At 33.1% G+C, this 21,754-nt stretch carries 18 protein-coding genes; 8 read left to right on the top strand and 10 right to left on the bottom strand.

The features are described 5' to 3' along the window. Positions 1-219 precede the first annotated feature (219 nt). On the bottom strand, positions 220-378 hold the full coding sequence (locus tag PCY70_RS04930) for a hypothetical protein (RefSeq protein WP_305768638.1): 159 nt from the start codon (positions 376-378) through the stop codon (positions 220-222). A 31-nt stretch (positions 379-409) separates the two neighbouring features. On the opposite strand from PCY70_RS04930, the gene PCY70_RS04925 reads away from it, so the two are divergent. Continuing rightward, positions 410-1,648 (top strand): uracil-xanthine permease family protein, encoded by a 1,239-nt coding sequence (locus PCY70_RS04925; protein WP_305768637.1) that lies wholly within the window; start codon positions 410-412, stop codon positions 1,646-1,648. A gap of 51 nt (positions 1,649-1,699) precedes the next feature. On the opposite strand, the gene PCY70_RS04920 is transcribed toward PCY70_RS04925, so the two are convergent. The 9 genes from PCY70_RS04920 to dnaA all read right to left on the bottom strand — a co-directional run bounded on the left by PCY70_RS04920 (position 1,700) and on the right by dnaA (position 15,436). After that, positions 1,700-4,201, bottom strand: coding sequence for a glycoside hydrolase family 2 TIM barrel-domain containing protein (locus tag PCY70_RS04920; RefSeq protein WP_305768636.1), 2,502 nt, complete (start codon positions 4,199-4,201; stop codon positions 1,700-1,702). 127 nt (positions 4,202-4,328) lie between these two features. Continuing rightward, positions 4,329-5,231, bottom strand: coding sequence for a diacylglycerol/lipid kinase family protein (locus PCY70_RS04915; RefSeq protein WP_305768635.1), 903 nt, complete (start codon positions 5,229-5,231; stop codon positions 4,329-4,331). Positions 5,232-5,245: 14 nt separating this feature from the next. Continuing rightward, positions 5,246-6,310 carry a C39 family peptidase gene (locus PCY70_RS04910; RefSeq protein WP_305768634.1) on the bottom strand — a complete coding sequence of 355 codons (1,065 nt, stop codon included), beginning with the start codon at positions 6,308-6,310 and terminating at the stop codon, positions 5,246-5,248. Between the two features lie 7 nt (positions 6,311-6,317). Continuing rightward, positions 6,318-8,933: a DNA gyrase subunit A gene (gene gyrA, locus PCY70_RS04905; RefSeq protein WP_305768633.1), complete on the bottom strand. Its 2,616-nt coding sequence runs from the start codon at positions 8,931-8,933 to the stop codon at positions 6,318-6,320. 20 nt (positions 8,934-8,953) lie between these two features. Then, the gene (gene gyrB, locus PCY70_RS04900) at positions 8,954-10,861 is read right to left on the bottom strand and encodes a DNA topoisomerase (ATP-hydrolyzing) subunit B (RefSeq protein WP_010168752.1); all 1,908 of its coding nucleotides are present in this window, start codon (positions 10,859-10,861) and stop codon (positions 8,954-8,956) included. Positions 10,862-10,938: 77 nt separating this feature from the next. Continuing rightward, positions 10,939-12,018, bottom strand: coding sequence for a DNA replication/repair protein RecF (recF, locus tag PCY70_RS04895; RefSeq protein ID WP_305768632.1), 1,080 nt, complete (start codon positions 12,016-12,018; stop codon positions 10,939-10,941). Between the two features lie 7 nt (positions 12,019-12,025). Beyond that, positions 12,026-12,232 carry an RNA-binding S4 domain-containing protein gene (locus PCY70_RS04890; RefSeq protein ID WP_010168749.1) on the bottom strand — a complete coding sequence of 69 codons (207 nt, stop codon included), beginning with the start codon at positions 12,230-12,232 and terminating at the stop codon, positions 12,026-12,028. A 38-nt stretch (positions 12,233-12,270) separates the two neighbouring features. Next, the gene (gene dnaN / locus PCY70_RS04885) at positions 12,271-13,443 is read right to left on the bottom strand and encodes a DNA polymerase III subunit beta (protein ID WP_305768631.1); all 1,173 of its coding nucleotides are present in this window, start codon (positions 13,441-13,443) and stop codon (positions 12,271-12,273) included. A 655-nt stretch (positions 13,444-14,098) separates the two neighbouring features. Next, positions 14,099-15,436: a chromosomal replication initiator protein DnaA gene (gene dnaA, locus PCY70_RS04880; protein ID WP_305768630.1), complete on the bottom strand. Its 1,338-nt coding sequence runs from the start codon at positions 15,434-15,436 to the stop codon at positions 14,099-14,101. 364 nt (positions 15,437-15,800) lie between these two features. Between dnaA and rpmH the strand changes: the two genes are divergently transcribed. Genes rpmH through rsmG form a run of 7 tightly spaced genes read left to right on the top strand, consistent with a single transcriptional unit; the run spans position 15,801 to position 21,741 of the window. After that, positions 15,801-15,935 carry a 50S ribosomal protein L34 gene (gene rpmH, locus PCY70_RS04875; protein ID WP_083792600.1) on the top strand — a complete coding sequence of 45 codons (135 nt, stop codon included), beginning with the start codon at positions 15,801-15,803 and terminating at the stop codon, positions 15,933-15,935. A gap of 43 nt (positions 15,936-15,978) precedes the next feature. Then, complete coding sequence (gene rnpA, locus PCY70_RS04870; protein WP_010168196.1) at positions 15,979-16,314, top strand: ribonuclease P protein component; 336 nt, start codon at positions 15,979-15,981, stop codon at positions 16,312-16,314. Then, positions 16,311-16,532: a membrane protein insertion efficiency factor YidD gene (yidD, locus tag PCY70_RS04865; protein ID WP_010168194.1), complete on the top strand. Its 222-nt coding sequence runs from the start codon at positions 16,311-16,313 to the stop codon at positions 16,530-16,532. Before rnpA ends, yidD begins: the two co-directional genes overlap by 4 nt. Positions 16,533-16,541: 9 nt before the next feature. Next, on the top strand, positions 16,542-17,765 hold the full coding sequence (locus PCY70_RS04860; protein WP_305768629.1) for a YidC/Oxa1 family membrane protein insertase: 1,224 nt from the start codon (positions 16,542-16,544) through the stop codon (positions 17,763-17,765). A 9-nt stretch (positions 17,766-17,774) separates the two neighbouring features. After that, complete coding sequence (mnmE, locus tag PCY70_RS04855) at positions 17,775-19,106, top strand: tRNA uridine-5-carboxymethylaminomethyl(34) synthesis GTPase MnmE (protein WP_010168190.1); 1,332 nt, start codon at positions 17,775-17,777, stop codon at positions 19,104-19,106. A gap of 33 nt (positions 19,107-19,139) precedes the next feature. Continuing rightward, on the top strand, positions 19,140-21,047 hold the full coding sequence (gene mnmG / locus PCY70_RS04850) for a tRNA uridine-5-carboxymethylaminomethyl(34) synthesis enzyme MnmG (protein WP_010168188.1): 1,908 nt from the start codon (positions 19,140-19,142) through the stop codon (positions 21,045-21,047). After that, positions 21,031-21,741, top strand: coding sequence for a 16S rRNA (guanine(527)-N(7))-methyltransferase RsmG (gene rsmG, locus PCY70_RS04845; RefSeq protein ID WP_305768947.1), 711 nt, complete (start codon positions 21,031-21,033; stop codon positions 21,739-21,741). Before mnmG ends, rsmG begins: the two co-directional genes overlap by 17 nt. Positions 21,742-21,754: the final 13 nt, after the last annotated feature.

Raw genomic sequence — 21,754 nt, 5'->3', positions numbered from 1 at the left:
ATAATTCTTCTTCGGCAGCTGTCATTATGAAAACTTCCAGCATCGTAAACCTATTCTGTTGCAACACCATGCTCGGCATTATGGTTAGATGACGAGATCAAAACCCCTCCAGCAAATTCCTTGGCAGCTAATATTTCTAAAACGAATCCTGCAGGCCCATTTTTCGTTTTAAATTATATTCGAAGGTAAATTATCAGGCGATACTGTTATCGTAGCTATTTATGCATCATAGGCCTCTTCTGTTGCAACACTACGAGTAGATGATGAGAATAATTCTTCTTCGGCAGCTAGTATTGCAGAAATTTGTAACTTTGCATTCTTTATTCGAGTCGAAGTTACTAGTACATCAAATATGTTTACTCCGAATATAATATACAAAATATTTTTACCGAAAGCGAGGTCTTATATTATGTCGTCCCCAGAAAAAATTAGTATTCCCCAGAAGCTTGTTTTGGGTTTACAGCACGTTCTTGCTATGTTTGGTGCCACCGTTTTAGTCCCTATGCTTACTGGCTTGGATCCAGGTGTCGCAATTTTATCTGCAGGGATTGGAACATTAGTGTTTCACTCTGTTACCAAAGGTATAGTTCCAGTATTCTTAGGTTCCAGCTTTGCATTTATCAGTGCAATCTCTCTTACGCTTAACCAATTTGGAATTGGTGCGGTAAAAACTGGAATTATGGCAACCGGGCTAGTTTATATTGCGATGGATATAATCATAAAACATGTTGGAGTAGAAAAAGTTAAATCATTTTTTCCTCCAATTGTTATTGGTCCTATCATTATGGTTATCGGATTACGTTTGAGCCCTACAGCGATTGATATGTTAAAGGTCGATGGAGCTATCAATCCCAATTATGCATTTGTCGCGTCGATAGTAGTCATTACTGTAATGATTGTTTCTATATTCGCAAAGGGATTCTTCAAGATGGTACCAATATTAATTGCCGTTATTATTGGATATGCAGTTGCATTTTTAATGAATATGGTAGATGTATCTGCTGTTGCTGAAGCTAGTTGGTTTGGATTTTCTGATAACGCATTAAGAAGTATTATAACGCTTCCAGACTTTTCTTCTGCAGGACTTACGGCGGCAATTGCGCTTGCTCCTATTGCTTTAGTTGTATTTATAGAGCATATTGGAGATATTACTACTAACGGAGCTGTTGTTGGCAAAAACTTCTTTGAAGATCCCGGAATTCATAAAACACTTATGGGAGATGGTTTAGCAACTATGACTGCGGGGCTTATTGGCGGGCCTGCAAATACTACATACGGAGAAAATACCGGCGTTCTTGCTGTTACTAAAATATATGACCCTTCAATAATTCGCATTGCGGCCATCTTTGCCATTTTGCTTAGCATTTGCGAAAAATTTACCGCTATGGTTCAGCTCATTCCATCGGCTGTTATGGGAGGTGTGAGCATTATATTATTTGGAATGATTTCTGCGGTAGGCGTACGAACTCTTGTAGAAGAGCAATTAGATTTTAAGAACAGTAGAAACTTACTGATTGCTGCAGTTATATTTGTTATTGGCATTGGAGTTACCGATGTTCCTATTACCGAAACTATCACTGTTTCTGGACTTACCCTTGCGGCATTGTTTGGTGTCATTTTAAATAAAGTGCTTCCAGAAAATATTTAATTTAAAAAAAACCCTCACCTATGCCATGACTGTAGATGAGGGATTGAACTATTATTCAGCTATAGAATATTCAGTTATAGAAATTTCAAGTTTGTTCGATATAGTTTCTTTCAATTTTGCTTCAACTGTGATACTTCCCTCTTCTTTGGCTGCTAATATTAGTAATGCATGGCCATTATTGGTCATAATTTTAGGACACTTGTGATCACCCACAAAATACCTTGAGCCGTTATCTACTCCCAATAATACGGCATTTTCGCTGTATATAAACTCAATTTCAGCATCTTCTGCAGTTATCGCGTTACCTGCCTCGTCGTAAAGTTGTGCGATTATATTCACTGCGCTGTCGACGCTCGTATTGATATTGTTTTTATCGCAGCTAATCTTTACTGATGCCGGCTTGCCAGTTGTTACAAGTTTAGTCGTTCCCGCATCGCTTTGTGCTGTTAGTTCTCCTGGTTTATATGGTACGCACCAGCGATATATTCTGTCTTCAAAATCTTTTAAATATAGCGTGGAAATCTTTTCGCCGTTTTGATATAGCGTTACTTCGTCGCAATTCGAATATACTTCTACCAAAATCATATCGCCTTCACTGTAATTATAATGGTCATTTACATCTTGCCAAACCCATAGGCGTCTATCCCATACATTTATTTGAGGCTTTGCTTTTGGATTATTCGGAGGAATAACTTTTCTATCCACGACTTTTCCATCTTCTATATCGTGCAGAGATTTTTCTAAAACTTGAGTCATCATATGCGTATACGGTTTGTCTTGCCACAAAGTTTTAAACATGTGATATGACCCTTTTGGAAATCCTGCTACATCTATCAGCCCTGCTATATTTGATTTAAGTGGCCACGGACCTCTTTTTCCAGCTTCTCCCATATATTCTATGCCCGTCCACAAAAAGATACCTGCAATATATTCATTATCCAGAACTGCTTTCCATTCATGCCATTGGCAAACATTCTCTGTCCCCATAATAGGCTTGTCGGGATAGCATCTGTGACATCTATCGTACATTACTCGTCTGTAACTGAAGCCAACCATATCAAGAGCATCTGTATATCCTGACTCATAGCTAGCAGACGGCAAAATACAATTTGCGATTACTGGCCTTGTTGTATCTAGCTCTTTTGTCCAATCTGCCAATTTTTTCGCCGTATCTGCTATTTCATATTGTTCTCTTGGGATTTCTGCCATTCTACGTCTAATTTCATCTATCGAATATGGTGGCTCAGTAAAGAAGTATCCACCCGCGGCATCTGCACCAAAGTATCCTGTTGCCGCATTATATTTAGGATACGTCCACTCGATCTCATTTCCAATGCTCCATTGCACGATAGATGGGCTATTATAATCGCGTCTAATTATATTTTGCAGGTCATCTTTTGCGTAATCTCTAAAGTACTCTGTATTACCCATAGTAATATAGCTTACCGATTTTTCTCCTGCATTATGCTTTTTATCTTTGGGGTTATCCCACTCATCAAAAAATTCCTCTTGCACTAGCAATCCCATTTCGTCGCATAGCTCAATAAACTCTCTCGAAGCGGGGTTATGAGCCGTCCTTATTGCATTCACTCCTGCAGCAATCAAAATTTCAAATCTGCGTCTCCATACATCTTTTGGCACTGCAGCTCCCACAGCTCCAGCGTCATGATGCAAGCAAACACCTTTAATATACTCATGACGTCCATTTATGAAAAATCCTTTATCTACTGTAAACTCAAAATCTCGTATTCCAAATTTTGTGGCAGTAGTTTGAATAGACTTTCCATCAACCACTAGTTCTGTTACCGCTGTATATAGTTGGCCTTGATATATATCCCATAGTAATGGATTAGTGATCGTAATTTTCTGTGTTACCTCTTTGGATTCATTTAGATAAAACCCTTTTGAATTGATTGCAACTATTTTTCCTGTAGGATCAATAATTTCTTGTACTATAGTTACATTTTGGGGAGTTGACTCGTTTTTTAGTTGTGTACTGATCGTCACTACTGCAGATTCTTTAGAGACTGCAGCTGTATTAATTCTGGTTCCAAATACTGGAATATACATTTTTTCAAAGATATGCAGCTGAACTTTTCTATAAATTCCACCACCTGGATACCAGCGACTATTTTGATATCTTGAATGATCCACTTTGACCGATAACACATTTTCTTCTTTCACATAATCACTAATATCAATTAAAACAGGTACATAACCAAATGGTTGAAATTTTACAAATTTTTCATTAATGTAAATATTGGAGCGATTATAAATTCCATCAAAGCAAACAAAGATTTTTTTATCTCGATAATTTCCGTCCAGGCTAAAATGCTTTCTATACCAGCCAATCCCTCCAACTAAATAGCCAGTTGCCGCATCTCCCTCAGTTTCACTATACGGTTGTTCTATACTAAAATCATGGGGCAAGTCTACTGTTTTAAATTCTGTTTCATCTAAACTAATTAGTTGACCATAGATATCTTCACTCATTTTTGGCTTTAACTGCTTTGTATTAAGTCTAAACTTCCAATTTCGATTAAAATCCTGCATCGTATTGCACCCTTTCCATATTTAGATATTAGCATTATATATTAAGTTGACATGCAATACTAGGATTTTCAAAAATTTTTACAAATAAAAAGTCTAACTCCTAGGGAGCTAAACTTTGCAAAATGTTTTATAATTTAGGTGGTAAATATATCCTCAGTTGTTTTGTTATAACGCTAATATTCAAAGGAAAATCTGGACCTACTTCGCCATCAATATCTGTTATAAATTTACTTTCTGGATTTTTACAGGTAATCCTTGCGTGTTTCAGCTTAATATAATCGATTTTATCGTCTTCTAAATGCTCACCTTGCAATACTTTGAGAAATAGCAATGGCACATCAAAAAAATCCACTTCTTTTATCCCTACCAAATCGAAATACCCATCTTCGATATCCGCATCCTTTGCCATTTTGCTAAATCCACCTGCACCTTTACCGTTAAAAATTAACACTAGTACATATTTATTGGTTAAAACTTTATTATCATGCTCAATTATTAAGTCCATCGCATCATAGTTTTGAAGCTCTTCTATGCCTTTAACATAATAGGCAATTTTTCCCAAGTTTTTCTTCAGTACTAGATCTATCTCATGAGATACCCCGCTAAAAAGTCCCATATTGCAAACATTGATAAAATATTTATCGTTTACCTGTCCGATATCAACAAATCTCAGCTCACCTTTTGCTATCAAATTAATGGCATCGTCTATCGTATTAGGAATCATTGCCGTATTTGCAAAATCATTCGCAGTACCTAAAGGTAAAATTGCAAGAGGAGCATAGATCTTTTTTTTCATCATGCCGTTAATGCATTCGTTAATTGTTCCATCACCACCAGATATCATAATTAAATCAAAATCTTCTGGTAAAACTTTATCTAAAATATGTTTTTCTATTGCACCTTTAAATTCACTTCTATAAATCGTTAAAACATAACCTAATTTCTGAATTTTCTCAGTGATATAATCAACTTGATTTAATATTTTTCTATTACCAGCTTTAGGGTTGTATAGTAAAATTGCTCTTTTCATTTGAATTTTCCTTTCTATTGCTCTAAAATTACAATAGCTTGGCTTCCCATCTGTTCCCAAGACTCCTTAAAATTTTTTAAATTTATTCTCCGATTAGCAAAACTAGAAAGCGGATCATTTATATAAATATAATTATCATTAAACCCTGTTATAACAACAGAATGCATCTTATATGTTATTGCTACCTGACCTGTTGGAGTATCCCATACTTCAAAATCACTATTTGGCAATTTTTTGAAATCAGTGTTTGCAATAACCCACACGGGATATCCACGAGTAATAAACTGTAAAACAAGCTCAAAATTTGTATCTGTTAAATTTATTGCGCTATCTCCAACATAACTATATGCAAGGTCAAATATAGGTTCATGATATACGCCTAGGCCGTGATTTTTAAAGCTATACATATCGCCTACAAATCCATCGTTTGGATTTCCAAAAAATACTGTACCATTTTCATTTTTTTTAAACTGAGTTAAGTCTTTTTTTATTTCTAATGCGAGGTGCATCTTGTCCACATCTATATCGTTATAATTTAAAACCATTGCCAAAGAAGTCACTTCACAGCCTCGAGGCAACTCTGGCATTTGTTTAATATGGGGTACTGTAAGATAGACATCTTTTTCGAAGGAAAAATTGTTTTCCCATATAATTTTCTCATTACCCTTATAATATATCCTGTTTTTGTTATTTTTAATAGCATAAGCATAAGCAGAATTAAAATTTTTAAAATCTAAGACTTGACTATTATTCAAAATAATATAAGGTTCAAATGTATTATGTACCCAAACTCCTGTACTATTATCAATAACAACAGCACGGGACTTAGTTTTAGTATTGTCTATAGCAAGTTGTAAATTACTATACTCACCTAAATTGGTATTTCCTTGCATAACAGAATAATTTTTCATTGCAGTTTCTGTAACTGGCTGAGTGAGAATTTGATGAAACGAAGGAACTTCATTGAAGATATTATGAATTACCATAACATCTTCTAAAGATAAAATTTCTGTTAAATACCAAATTAATGCACAATTAATTATTATTAAGGTTAGCATAAAATTTCTCAGTATTTTCATAAAATTCTTACTCCTTTGGAGGTTCTAAAACTTCAACTACTATTTCAGCTTCTATTAACTCATTTGTTATATTATCTAAAATTTCATTTGGTAATTTTTCGATGACTTCTTCTTGTAATTCCTCCAATTCCTCTAATTCTTCTAATTCTTCTGGTTCTTCTATAAATTCGGCTACTTTTTCCATACATACTACGTGTATGCCATCGGTTAAGTTAATTAACTTGACCCCTTTAGCGTATCTACCTAAGCTTGAAATCTGACTTACTTTAATTCTTATAATCACGCCTTCGGATGTTATCATCAAAAGTCCATTTGAATCTGAAACAGAAGTAATAGCAACTACATCACCTGTTTTGTCATCCACTTTGTAAATAATAAGGCCTTTTCCGCCTCTTCTTTGAGATTTAAACTCATCGATCCTGGTTCTTTTGCCTATTCCATTTTTAGTTGCAATAAGAATTTGTTCACCCTCTTTTGGAATAGTCGCACTAATTACATAGTCCTCTTTTGAAAGATTAATGGCTCTAACACCTTTTGCTGTTCTACCAGTTGGTCTAATATTCTTACCCTCAAACATTATACCTAAACCTTTTTTAGTTGCAATGATAATTTTATCTTGATCGGTTGTTTCATATACGCCTACTAATTCGTCAGCATCTTGCATGGTAAGAGCAATTATTCCACCTTTTTTGATATTATTAAAAGCAGTGATGTTGGTTTTTTTAATTAAACCCTTTTTGGTTATCATTGTAAGATAGCGTTCATGCTCATTTTGTTTTACAGGAAATACCGCACTAATTTTTTCATCAACATTTAGATGCAGTAAATTTACAATAGCAAGCCCTCTTGCAGTTCTACTAGCTTCAGGAATTTTATACGCTTTAATTTTATAAGCACGACCTTTATTAGTAAAAAACATTATAAAATCTAAATTGCTAGTTGTAAATAATTTTTCTATAAAATCTTCTTCTATCGTGTTAACCCCTATAACACCTCTACCACCTCTTTTTTGTTCTTTGTAGGTAACTAAAGGAATTCTTTTTATATAACCAAAATGAGTGATTGTTACGACTACCTCTTCTTCATCTATCAAGTCTTCGATATCAATTTCATCATCTAATAAACTAAGCTCCGACCTTCTAGGATCAGTAAATTTTTCACGAACGACGATTAACTCTTCTTTAATCACTTTTAGTAATTGATCTTCATGTTCTAGCAATGATTTAAGATAAGCAATTTTATCCCTTAGCTCGTTAAATTCCTGGGTTAATTTGTCATGTTCTAACCCCGTTAATACTCTCAGTCTCATATCCATAATTGCTTGTGCTTGAATTTCTGATAATCCAATTTTTTCCATCAACTTCTCTTTTGCCTCAGCAACTGTTTTAGAATTTCTAATTAAATTTATAACTAAATCTATTTTATCTGCACCTAAAACAATTAAAAAGCCTTCTATGATGTGAGCTCTAGCTTGAGCCTTATCCAATTCAAACTCTGTTCGTCTTGTAATAACTTGTTTTTGATGATCCAGATAAGCTTCTAACATTTCTTTTAAGTTAAATACGTGAGGTTCACCATTAATTAAAGCAAGCATGTTGATACTAAATGTATCTTGAAGTTGGCTAAATTTATATAATTGATTTAAGATTATATTAGCATTTACATCACGCCTTAATTCAATTACAATCCTCATACCGTCTCTATCTGATTCATCTCTTATTCCAGTTATTCCATCAACTTTTTTTAATTTGACTAATTCGGCAATTTTCTCTATTAACTTTGATTTATTTACTTGATAAGGGATTTCTGTAATGATGATTGCAGTCTTACCCGCTGACATTTCTTCAATTTCAGTCTTGGCTCGAATTTTTACTTTGCCTTTACCGGTTCTATATGCTTGTTCTATACCATATCTCCCTAATATTTGTCCTCCCGTTGGAAAATCTGGTCCTACTACAATCTCCATTAAGTCTTCGATTTCAGTTTCTTTTTTCTCATTAGTCTCGTTATCACCAGTATAGTTGTCAATTATTTTAATGACAGCATCTATAACTTCTCCCATATTGTGAGGAGGAATATTGGTTGCCATTCCTACAGCTATCCCAGATGATCCATTTACTAGTAAGTTAGGATATCTAGCTGGCAATACAGTAGGTTCTTCTATAGATTCATCAAAATTAGGTCTAAAATCAACTGTTTCTTTGTCTATATCACTTAGCATATACATTGTTAGCTTGCTCATTCTAGCCTCTGTATAACGCATTGCTGCAGCTGAATCACCATCTACATTACCAAAATTTCCGTGTCCATCTACTAGAGGATATCTAGTATTAAAATTCTGTGCCAATCTAACCATGGCGTCGTATATGGACGCATCTCCGTGAGGATGGTATTTACCCATCGTATCGCCTACTATACGTGCCGATTTTCTATATTGTTTATCAGGAGATAAATTAAGTTCATCCATAGCATATAAAATTCGTCTATGAACTGGCTTTAAGCCATCCCTAACATCTGGTAATGCGCGTGCAACAATTACGCTCATAGCATAATCGATATAACAGTTTTTCATTTCGTCCTTAATATCAACAGGAATAATTTTATCAAATTCTGTATTTTTCATTTTTCACCTCCATTTCCAACTTAGATATCTAAGTTCTTTACTAATTTTGCATATTCTTTAATAAATTCTCTTCGTGGCTCGACTTTATCTCCCATAAGAGCCGTAAAAATTTCATCAGCTTCAACGGCATCTTCAATATTAACTTTAACCAAGGTTCTGGTTGCGGGATTCATAGTTGTATCCCATAATTGATCAGGATTCATCTCTCCTAATCCCTTATAGCGTTGCATACGTGTTATTCCGTTTCTACCAATTTCTGTCAAAATCAATTCTAATTCACGATCATTATACGCATAGTGCTTTTTTTTATTTTTTTCTACGAGATATAGTGGAGGCTGTGCGATATAAATAAATCCTCCAGTAATCAATTCTCTATAAAATCTATAGAAGAACGTAAGAAGTAATGTTCTAATATGAGCACCATCGACATCTGCATCGGTCATCAAAATAATTTTATGATATCTTAATTTCTCAATATTTAAATCTTCATTGATGCCTGCTCCAAAGGCCGTAATCATATTTCTAATTTCTTCGCTTGCGAGCATTTTATCTAATCTTGCTTTTTCCACATTTAGGATTTTACCTCGCAATGGTAATATAGCTTGATTTTGTCGTGATCGTGCGCTTTTAGCAGATCCTCCTGCTGAGTCTCCCTCAACGATATATATTTCACATTTTTTAGGATCGCGTTCTGAGCAATCAGCAAGCTTACCAGGTAACGTTGAATTTTCTAAAACATTTTTTCTTCGGGTTAAATCACGAGCTTTTCTAGCCGCATCTCTTGCATGTGATGCCATAGTGGCTTTTTGAATAATGATTTTTGCTATCGTAGGATTTTGTTCCAAAAATATCATAAATTTTTCAGAAACAATGTTATCTACAATAGTCCTTACATTTGTGTTGACTAGTTTAGTCTTAGTTTGACCTTCAAATTTAGGTTCACTGATTTTTATACTAATTACCCCTGTAATGCCTTCTCTTATGTCTTCACCAGATAAACTTTTGTCATTATCTTTTAAAATTTTCATTTTTTTTGCATAATCGTTTACAGTTTTTGTAAGCGCATTTTTAAATCCTGATAAATGTGTCCCCCCCTCTATAGTATTTATGTTATTAGCGAAACTAAATATGTTCTCGTTATAGCCATCATTATGACAAAAAGCCACTTCTATCGAAACATCATCTTTTTCTCCTTCGCAATAAAAAATGTTTTCGTAAATTGGAGTTTTATTTTTATTCAAAAACAAAACAAACTCCGATACACCACCCTCGTAATGAAATATCTTCTCTAATTTAGGTTCAACCCGTTCATCTATTAATTTTATTTTAAGCCCCTTAGTTAAAAAAGCAGTTTCTTGAAAACGCTTTTTTAAAATTGCAAAGTCATATACGGTTTCTTCAAAAATTGTTTCGTCAGGAAGAAAATGAACAAATGTCCCAGTTTGATCTGTAGTCCCTATAGGATGTAAGGACTCTACAACATGACCTTTTTTAAATTTTTGTTCATAAATTTTCCCATGCTGATAAACTCTGGAAATAAGCCAAGATGATAAAGCATTTACAACTGAAGCACCTACTCCGTGTAATCCTCCTGAAACCTTATATCCACCACCTCCAAATTTTCCACCAGCGTGTAGAATTGTAAAGACGACTTCTGCTGCTGAAATTCCCTTATCTTTGTGGATACCAACAGGAATTCCTCGTCCATTATCTAAAACAGAAATTGAATTGTCTTTGTGAATCGTCACAGTAACCTTATCACAAAATCCTGCTAAAGCTTCATCAACAGCGTTATCTACTATTTCGTAAACAAGGTGGTGAAGACCTTTAGCTGACGTGCTCCCAATATACATATCTGGTCTTTTACGTACGGCTTCTAAGCCCTCTAGTATTTGGATTTGACTTTCGTCGTAAATATTATTAGACATAAAAAGATCTCACTCCTTTGAAATTTTATAAATTTTTTATAATTTTTTTTATAATCATGGTATTATAACATGTTTTTCTAATTTTTGCAAATTATATTTGCTTTTTCAACAATAAATACTTTTATACTGTCATTCCAAGTAAATAAATTTGGATCAACTCCTGTACATGTTATCATAGTTTGAAGATTATTGATATATTTAAATAAATATTTTTGTCTATTTATATCGAGTTCTGATAAAATATCGTCCAAAAGTAATATAGGGGTCTCACCTGTTATCTCAGTTATTATATCTATTTGTGCGAATTTTATACTTAAAATACAAGTTCTTTGTTGTCCTTGAGAACCAAAAAGTTTAAGTGAATGATCATTAATCAAAAAATTAATATCATCCCTGTGTGGTCCACTATTTGTAGTTTTGGTTCTTATATCCCTATCTCTATTAAATTTGAGTCTACTTTTAAAAATATTTATATCCACATTAGGTTCGTATATTAGTTTTAGATGTTCTTTGCCACCTGAGAGTTCTAAGTGTATTGCCGCTGCTTTTGTATTTAAATTTTTGATAAACTCTGATCTTTTGTAAAAAATTTTTTTTGCATACTTGTAAAGATTTTCATCTAAGATATCTAAAAATTCATAATTAATATTATCAACATTTTGCTTTAAATAACAATTACGTTGTTTTAAAATTTTATGATAACTACTAAGTTGGCTAACATACATACTATCCAATTGACATAATTCAATATCTATAAAGCGTCTACGATCCTTTGGACTTTTTTTTATAAGATCTAAATTCTCAGGTGCAAAAAATACAACATTTAAAACTCCAAATAGTTTGGTTAATTTATTTATGGGTAACTTATTAACTAAAACAGACTTATATCTTCTTGAAATTATAAAATCTATTGTTGATAAAGAATATTGTTTTGTCAACATAAGATTTACTAATGCATTTTCACTATCCCATTTAATAACTTCTTTTTCGGAAGTAGTACGATGTGAGCGAGCTGTAGCACATAAATAAATAGCCTCTAATACATTTGTTTTACCTTGGGCATTATCTCCAAAAAAGATATTTATACCCTTGCTTAAAGATAAGCTTAAGTTTTGATAATTTCTAAAATTGGTTAAACTTAAAGTTGAAATATACATATGTTTGTCAAATTATATTTAATACCTTTCCGTCAAATTCAATTATATCACCCACTCGTATTTTTTTCCCTCGTTGGATACATATAGTGTTATTTACTTTAACTAATTCGTTTTGAATAACAGCTTTGGCTATACCACCTGTTTCGACAAGTCCAGAAAATTTTAATAATGAGTCTAATTTTATAAATTCAGTAGTAATTTTTATTGTATTCATAATTTCTCCTTCAATCTTTTAAAGATCAGTTTATTTGATTAATCAGTAACTCTAATGGGTAATACTAGATACCTATATTTATCACTGTTAATAGGCATAATTACAGCTGGAGCTGTTTTAGATAAAAAGTTTATACATATTTCGTCATCTTCAATATTTTTCAATGCATCGATGAGATATCGAGGGTTAAAAGCAATTTTTAAAGGCATTCCTGTTAGTATAATGTCTATCTCTTCTAACGAATTTCCTATATCGGTATTTGAAGTGATTATGAGAGTGTCCTGAGTAATATTAAATCTAATTGGGTTTTTACCGCCCTCTTTTGACATAAGTGCAGATCTTTCAATGCTCATCAAGAATTCATTACGATTAACTATGATCTTAGTCTCAAAATCATTTGAGAAGATATCTTTGTATCTTAAAAATTCACCTTCCAGTAGCCTAGATACTATGGTAGTGTCAATTAGATTAAATAAAATATGATTTTCACCAAAACAGATTGTTACTTCATCGTTATTTTCGTTACTTAAAATTTTTGTTATCTCCATTAATGTTTTTGCAGGAATAACTTTTTCAATACTTAAATTTTTGTTATTTAAAGAAATTGTTCTAAAGGCTATCCTAAATCCATCTATAGCTACTAAACTCAGTTGCCCATTTTCGACTTCAAATTTTTCTCCGGTTAGTGTAGGCCTACTTTCTTCTTGAGCAACAGAAAAAATGGTTTGCTTTATTAAGTTTTTTAATTCTAATTGACTAATTGTAAGACTTTGCTTAAGAGATACGTCTGGTAAAGTTGGAAAATGACTTGTATCGAGAGTTTGTAAAGTAAATCTAGATTTCCCACTTGTAATAGTGATTTGAGTTTCATTGATAGTTGCCATTTTTATGTCACCTTGTGGCATTTTCTTTATTATCTCAGAAAATAGTTTTGCGTCAATAGCTATTTTTCCATTTTCTAAAATTTCACCCTCGATTGTTTTTTCTATGCCCATTTCTAAATTGTTGCCCATTAACGTTAGCGTCGTGTTTGTAGCGGTAATTAAGATACATTCTAGTAAAGGGTTTGTACTCCTTGTGGCGCAGGCTTTGATAACTATATTTATAGCTTGTGCTAAAATATTTTGATTGCATATAAATTTCATTTTGTTATTAATTTCCTTTCGGTTATAAATTTTCGGATTATAAATTTTTTTGCATCGTTTTTGCATCGTTTTTTCATCGTTTTGTGGATAACTTTTTCTAACTGAATTTTTTTCCCTTTTTATATATATATTATTGACTAGTAGTAATAGGGGAAGCGAAAATCTGTGGATAACTATGTCTAGCCCTTGATAGTCAACGATCTAGCCTGTGGATAACTCTGTGGATAACTTGTGGATAACTTTAAAAACCTGTGGATAACTTTTTTGTATGGGTACAATTTTTGCCTTACCTGTGGATAAGATACAAAATGCCTGTGGATAACTTTTTTTCAAAAAAATATGTGCACTATTTATCAATTTTGAATGCGAAAAAAGACAATTTCTTGGTAAATTATTATATAATGAAAATTTTAAAATAATTTTTTGATAGTTAAAATACACGAAAATAAATTTGAAATTTTGAAGAAAAATCATACAATATTGAGTTTATGTGATGAAATGACATCATTAATCAGCCTGTGGATAACTTTCGAAATCTGTGGATAACTATGTCTAGCCCTTGATAAGCAACAATCTAGCCTGTGGATAACTTTGTGGATAACTTTAAAAAACCTGTGGATAACTTTTTTGTATGGGTACAATTTAGGGGTTTTTAAGGCAATTTTGAAAGAAAATTCACTTTATCTGGTGGATAACTTTTTTATGCCTGTGGATAACTTTTTTATGAATGAAGAATTTTGAGTTCAAGTTGGGTGATGGAGTAAGCGAGTTGTTCATCTTCAACTAGTTCTTTGGCTATTTTATCATAACCATGTAAAATGGTGGTGTGATCTCTACCTCCAAATTGTTCAGCGATTTTTGTGAGGGACAAATTGGTTAATTTTCTACATAGATACATTGCTATTTGCCTTGGTCGTGATATAGTTCTTACTCGTTTACTTGATAAAAGTTCAGAAATAGTAATATTATAGGTCATGGCTACAATACTTTGAATATAGGAAGGAGTGATTATGGAAATAGATTCTTTTGATAATATAGTATCTTTTAAGGCTTCTTCAGTAAGTTCTAAATTTATAGTTTCGTTTGACAATGATGAAAATGCTATAATTCGATTTAGAGCTCCTTCTAGTTCTCTTATATTAGAAATAATGGTTTCCGCTATAAATTGCAATACATTCGAATCAATTGTGATATTTTCCATTTCTGCTTTTTTTTTTAGTATTGCTATGCGAGTTTCTAAATCTGGGGGTTGTAAATCGGCTATTAATCCCCATTCAAATCTAGAGCGAAGTCTAGATTCTAAAAACTCTATTTCTTTTGGTGTACGATCACTAGATATGATAATTTGCTTATTGGCTTCATAAAGAGTGTTAAATGTATGGAAAAATTCTTCTTGTGTTCTTTCTTTTCCGGCGATAAATTGAATATCATCTATTAGTAATATATCTATATTTCTATATTTATTTCTGAAGGCATTATTTTGGTCATCGCGAATTGAATTTATTAATTCATTAGTAAATTTTTCTGTAGAAGTATATAGTACTTTTAAGTTTGGATGATGCTTAAGTGTAAAGTGTGCTATTGATTGCATAAGATGTGTTTTACCCAGTCCAACCCCTCCATAGAGAAATAATGGATTATAAGATTTAGCAGGCATTTTTGCAACAGCCATTGTTGCTGCATGAGCCATTCTATTACTATTTCCAACTACAAATGAGTTAAAGGTATATTTTGGATTTAAATTAGAGGGTGCATTAAGTGGATCTTGGATAGCGATGCGATTGGTGGCAATTTTAGTTATTGATAGTGGATTGGATTCTTTTATAATAAATTCAAGATTATATTTTTTATCTAAAACAGTTACAGCACTTGTTCGAATAAGATCAAAATATCTGGTGCTTAGTATACTTTTGGATAAATCATCTTTTACGGTTATTGTTAATGTATCGTCAGAAATATTAGATAACTTTGTTTGTTTAAACCAGGTATTAAAGCTTACAGATGATGTTTCTATTTCTACTAATTTAAGTATCGAGTTCCATTTTTCATTAAAACTCAATTGGTTCCTCCTTTCTAAAATTTACTATTATAAAGTTATTCACTAACGTATAAAAGTATTGCCAATTTGTGGATTGTTTAAACAAATTTATTGATTGGCAGAACTGATAAAATTAAAATGTTTTATAAAAAATATTTACTAGTTTTAATAAAATATTTGCAAAATATAAAATGATTTGACATTTTATGGCAAAATTTCTGTTTACATAAAAGATTTTTTGAGAAAATATACTTGACTTATTGAAATGTATTGCTTATACTCAATGAGTGTGTATTATTTTTTGCATATTGATTGATTTGTGAAAGGAGGAAAAGGTAGATCTTCCTAGAAACAATAATCTAGGGCGGTTGCCTTAAATTTTTATATGAAAATGACATTTCAACCTAAAAAACGTCAACGTAGTAGAGAACATGGTTTTAGAAAAAGAATGAGAACTACGTCGGGACGTGCTGTATTAGCAAGAAGAAGAGCAAAAGGTAGAAAAAAATTATCAGCGTAAAAATGAGACCGCTTTGTGCGGTCTTGTTTCATATAGGAGCACAATGAAAACGACAGAAAAATTAAGAAAAAATACTGAGTTTAAAAAAGTATATGCTAAGGGAAAATCTTATGCTAACAAAGAACTTGTATTATATAAATTTAAAAACAATGTGCAATGTAATAGGCTTGGTATTTCAGTTAGTAAAAAAGTAGGTAATAGTGTAACAAGAAGTCGTGTAACTCGTTTAATACGAGAAAATTTTAGACTGAATGAAGAAAATTTAGTTTTAGTTGGTTTTGATATTGTAATTATTGCAAGAGAGGCCTCTTCAACTAAAAATTTTTATGAAATTAAAAATTCTCTTTATAAGCTTTTAAAAAGACAGGGGCTGTTATGAAAAAACTTGCTTTATTTTTAATTAGATTTTATCAAAAATGTATTTCGCCACACTTAGGTCCTAGATGTAGATTTTATCCTACTTGTTCTAGCTATACTTATGAGGCAATACAAATACATGGGTTTTTTAAGGGAGGATTACTTGGAACATTTAGAATCTTACGATGTAACCCATTTTGTAAAGGTGGATTTGATCCAGTACCAGAGAAAAAGAAATAGGAGGAGACGATGGATTTTATAAGTAATTTTTTTGGAGAGATTTTTAACATAATTTTTAACTTTGTTGCTGTCTTAACGCCAGTGGGGACTCTTGGTATTGCTATTATTTTATTTACGTTTTTTACTAGGTTACTACTTACTCCTCTACAAATTAAACAACAAAGAACTACAAGAGGCATGAGTAAAATTCAACCAGAAATGCAAAAGATTCAACAAAAATATGCCGGTCGTAAAGATCAACAGTCGCAATTGGCTCAATCTCAAGAAATGCAGGCTTTATATAAAAAATACAACATAAATCCGTGGGCAGGTTGTTTGCCTTTATTAATTCAATTGCCATTGATTTATGCATTGTATGCTGTACTTAGAGCTCCAAGTAAGCACATTACCAAGCTGTATGAATTATATCAACAACTTGCTGCAGCAATTGAAAGTACAATTAACAATTCAGCTACGGTTATTGCAGAAGTTATCCAACAACTTCCCTTAAGTGCAACGGCTCAGTTAGAACTAGATAAAATGGAGGGCGCTGCAAATTTAGGTGATACCATTGCTAATTTTACGACTCAGCATTGGAATGTATTACTCGAAAAAATACCAGAACTTAATGATACAATAGCGGCGTTGATAAATCAAAAAATAGATTATGAATATTTTATTTTTAACCTTGTGGATTCACCTAGTCAAATTGTAGCATCAGGAAATTATTTTGCATTTATTATTCCTTTACTTGCTGGTGCATCAACGTTTATTTTCTCAAAGATTTCTATGTCTCAATCTCAACCAGCTGCAAATAAAAATGCGAATGGGCAACCAAATCAAGCTGAAGGTATGATGAAAACTATGAATATCATTATGCCTATTATGATGGGTTCTATCTCATATACTGTACCTTATGGTTTGGCTCTTTATTGGATTGCTGGTAATTTGATCATGATGGGACAACAGGTTTTTGTTGCAAAGATTGTTAAAAAAGAAGAGGCAGAGTTGGAAGCGCGGTTAGAGGCTGAAAGAAAGGCCGAGCGAGCTGCTTTAGCTGCGAAGAGAAGTAATAAAAAGAAAAAACCAAATCAGGGTCAAAAAAAGTCGTCAACAAAAGCGATACAAGAAAAATCAACTGCTAAAAAAGCAGAAATCGCTGAAGAAGGAGTAAAAACAAAAATAGAAAAACCAGAAAAACCAGCAGCTCCTAAAGAGCGAAAAGAAAGAAGTCAGCCTGGAAAGAAAAAGTAGGAGATTTATATGTTTTTTGATACAATAGCTGCAATCTCTACTCCTGTTGGTCAGGGTGGAATTGGAGTTATAAGAGTTAGTGGCAGTTCTGCTATTAGCATTGTTAACAAAATTTTTACTAAAAATTTAAATAATAAAAAAAGTCACACGATTCATTATGGTTATATAGTAAGTGACGGGCTTATCATTGATGAAGTTTTGGTTATGTTAATGAAAGCACCAAAAACTTTTACACGCGAAGATATTGTAGAAGTTAATTGCCATGGTGGATATGTTGTTTTAAATAGAGTATTGGAATTGTTATTGGTGAATGGAGCCCGTCTTGCGACAGCAGGCGAGTTCACCAAAAGAGCATTCCTAAATGGAAGAATAGATTTATCTCAAGTAGAGGCAATTATGGATATAATTTCTGCCAAAACAAATTTAAGTTTAGCACAAGCAACTAGTCAACTTATGGGTAATTTGTCTAAAAATATAAAAAAATATCAAAATATATTGTTAGAAATTATTGCAAGAATTGAAGTTTCGATTGATTATCCAGAATATGATGAAGCGGAGTTGATATCGGATGGATTTGAAGAGGATATCACTAGGTTGATTGCAGATTTGAAGGCAATATTAGAGACAGCCGCAACTGGTAAAATTATTCGAGAAGGGGCTGTAGTTACTATTGTAGGAAGACCTAATGTAGGTAAATCCTCACTACTGAATGCTTTGCTAGAAGAAGATAAAGCAATTGTAACTAATATAGCTGGAACTACAAGAGATATAGTCTCAGAACATTTTAGTGTGGAAGGAGTACCGTTTATTTTGCAGGATACAGCAGGTATCAGAGATACTGCAGATGCTGTAGAACGTATTGGCGTAGAAAGATCAAAGGAGGCAATAGAAAAATCAGATTTAGTTATTATGTTGTTAGATGCAACAGAAAAAATTTCGATCGAAGAAGTAGATCTTATGACTATGTTAAAAAATCGAAATACACTATTTGTTGTTAATAAAATTGATTGTGTAGATAAGTATAGTGATGATGATAAGATATTTATTTCTGCAACAACTGGTGAAGGGATAGATGAACTAAAAGCTGCAATGAAAGCGGCTGTAGTACAAAATTTAACAATGGGGACGGCAGTGATTTCTAATATAAGGCAAAAAACTGCTTTATCATGCGCAATAGAAGCTCTTGAAAAAGTTGAAGATGCTATTAACGCTGGATTTTCAGTAGATTTTTTAGCAATTGATTTACAAGATGCTTATTCTCATTTAGGAATGATTATTGGAGAGGAAGTTAAAGAAGAAATTATTAATGGGTTGTTTGAAAGGTTCTGTCTTGGGAAATAATCTATTTATATTGTTTAGAAAGAAGTGAAAAAAATGGATTATATCGCAAATTATGTGGATGCCATCGTTATTGGAGGTGGTCATGCGGGGTGTGAAGCTGCACTAAGTTTGGCTCGCCTTGGCAAAAAAACTGTTATATTTTGTTTGAATATTGAAGCAATTGCAAAGATGCCGTGCAATCCTAATATTGGCGGAACATCAAAAGGACACCTAGTCAAAGAAATTGATGCGTTAGGCGGAGAAATGGGTAAAAATATTGATAAAACCTATATTCAGTCTAAAATGTTGAACACTTCTAAAGGACCAGCTGTTCATTCACTTAGAGCTCAAGCTGATAAAGTAGAATATCATAAAGCAATGTTGAAGGTTTTGGATGCCGAAACGAATTTGACGATAAAACAGCAAGAAGTATCAGATATTCTTATAGAAAATGCGAGAGTTATGGGGGTACGGACGATTACTGGTGCAATTTATTATGCAAAAGCAGTCGTTGTTTGTACTGGAACATACTTGAAGTCGAAAATTTTCATTGGTGAGTTTGCAGAAAATGCAGGCCCTGATGGTTTAAAAAGTTCACAAGTTTTATCAAATTCATTATTGGATAATGGAATTACTCTTAGAAGGTTTAAAACTGGTACACCCGCTAGAGTTGATAAGAGAACTATAGATTTTACTGCAATGGAAGCGCAATTGGGTGATAGCAAAGTTGTACCATTTTCGTTTTCTAATTCTGCAGCTAGTATTAAAAAAAATCAGATACAATGCTTTTTGACTTATACAAACGAGCAGACGCATCAAATTATTAGAGATAACTTGGATCGCTCTCCGTTATATGGAGGTAAGATAGAAGGAGTGGGTCCTAGATATTGCCCTTCGATTGAAGATAAGGTTGTTAGATTTGCAGATAAATCTCGACATCAGATATTTATTGAGCCTGAGGGTGTGGAGACCAACGAAATGTATGTTCAGGGAATGAGCTCATCTTTGCCAGAGGAAGTGCAAATTCAGATGTTGCGTTCCGTGAGAGGATTGGAGAATGTGGAAGTGATTCGTGGAGGATATGCTATTGAATATGATTGCATTAATCCTACGTCGCTATTGCATTCGTTGGAAAATAAAGTTATATCGGGGTTGTTTTTTGCAGGGCAAATTAATGGAAGCTCTGGGTATGAAGAAGCTGCTGCACAGGGATTAGTTGCAGGAATTAATGCAGCATTAAAAATTGATGCAAAAGAGCCGTTAATTATTGATAGAGCAGAAGGCTATATTGGCGTTTTAATTGATGATTTGGTTATAAAAGGAACTAATGAACCATACAGAATGCTAACTTCTCGCGCGGAGTACAGATTGCTTTTGAGACAAGACAATGCTGATATTAGACTTATGACAAAAGGGCATGATATAGGGTTGGTACCAGATGATATATACGCAAAATTTTTGGATAAGCAAGAGGTAATAGAAGCTGAAATTGAACGCATTAAGAAGGTATTTGTAGGGACAACTGCAACAGTTCAAAGTATTTTGATGGCAAAAGGCAGTACGCCACTGACTAGTGGAATGTCCTTGCATGAATTATTAAAGCGCCCCGAGCTTGATTATAAAGATTTTGCGGCAGTAAATTTGGATGGACCAGAGTTATCTGACGAAATTATAGAGCAAATCGAAATAACGCTTAAGTATGAAGGTTATATTAAACGGCAATTGATACAGGTAGATCAATTCAAAAAATTGGAGAAAAAATTAATTCCAGAAAATTTAAAATATGAAGACATTAAGAGTTTGAGAATTGAGGCTAGGCAAAAATTACTAGAGATTAAACCTAAGTCTATAGGAGCTGCAAGTAGAATTTCTGGTGTATCTCCGGCAGATATAAGTGTGATGCTGGTATATATGGAGCAGTTAAAGAGAACTGAGAGGGCAAATGATGCATCAGTTTCTTAAAGAGAAGTCAGCGGAATTGGGAGTGGAATTGCAAGAGCTGCAGATACAACAATTGCTGCAATATAAAGATTTGCTATTGGAGTGGAATCAAAAGCTAAATTTGACTGCAATAACTAAAGAGGATGAAATCATTACAAAGCATTTTTTAGATTCGTTGTCTGTAAATATGGCAGTAGATTTATTAAAATATAAAAATTTAGTAGATGTAGGTACAGGAGCAGGATTTCCAGGGCTAGTGTTAAAAATAGCCTATCCTCATCTTAATATTGTATTAGTAGATTCGTTGAAAAAACGATTAACATTTTTAGATGCTGTGATAGAAACCTTAAAATTGAAACACGTTGTGACAGTTCATGGGCGTGCAGAAGATATCGCTAAAGATGTACAATATAGAGAAAAATTTGATATTTGTAGCCCAAGAGCAGTTTCAAATTTAGCAACATTGAGCGAATATGCTTTGCCATTTGTGCGTACAGGAGGCTATTTCATTGCCTTAAAAGGACAAAAATTAGATGAAGAAGTGGCTCAGGCTACTAATGCAATAAAAATTTTGGGAGGAGAACTAGAACGAGTAGTGGATGTTCCAATTCCAGCAACAGACATCGTTCATAAAATAGCAGTTATCAAAAAAGTTGGATTTACTAATAAAAAATATCCTCGTAAGGCGGGAGAGCCAGCTAAAAATCCATTATAATAAGAACGGAGGA

Source organism: Candidatus Epulonipiscium viviparus (assembly GCF_030708075.1).
Taxonomy (GTDB): Bacteria; Bacillota; Clostridia; order Lachnospirales; family Cellulosilyticaceae; genus Epulonipiscioides; species Epulonipiscioides viviparus.
Note: the sequence above shows the minus strand (reverse complement) of the source record. Positions and strands in the feature narration are given on the sequence as shown.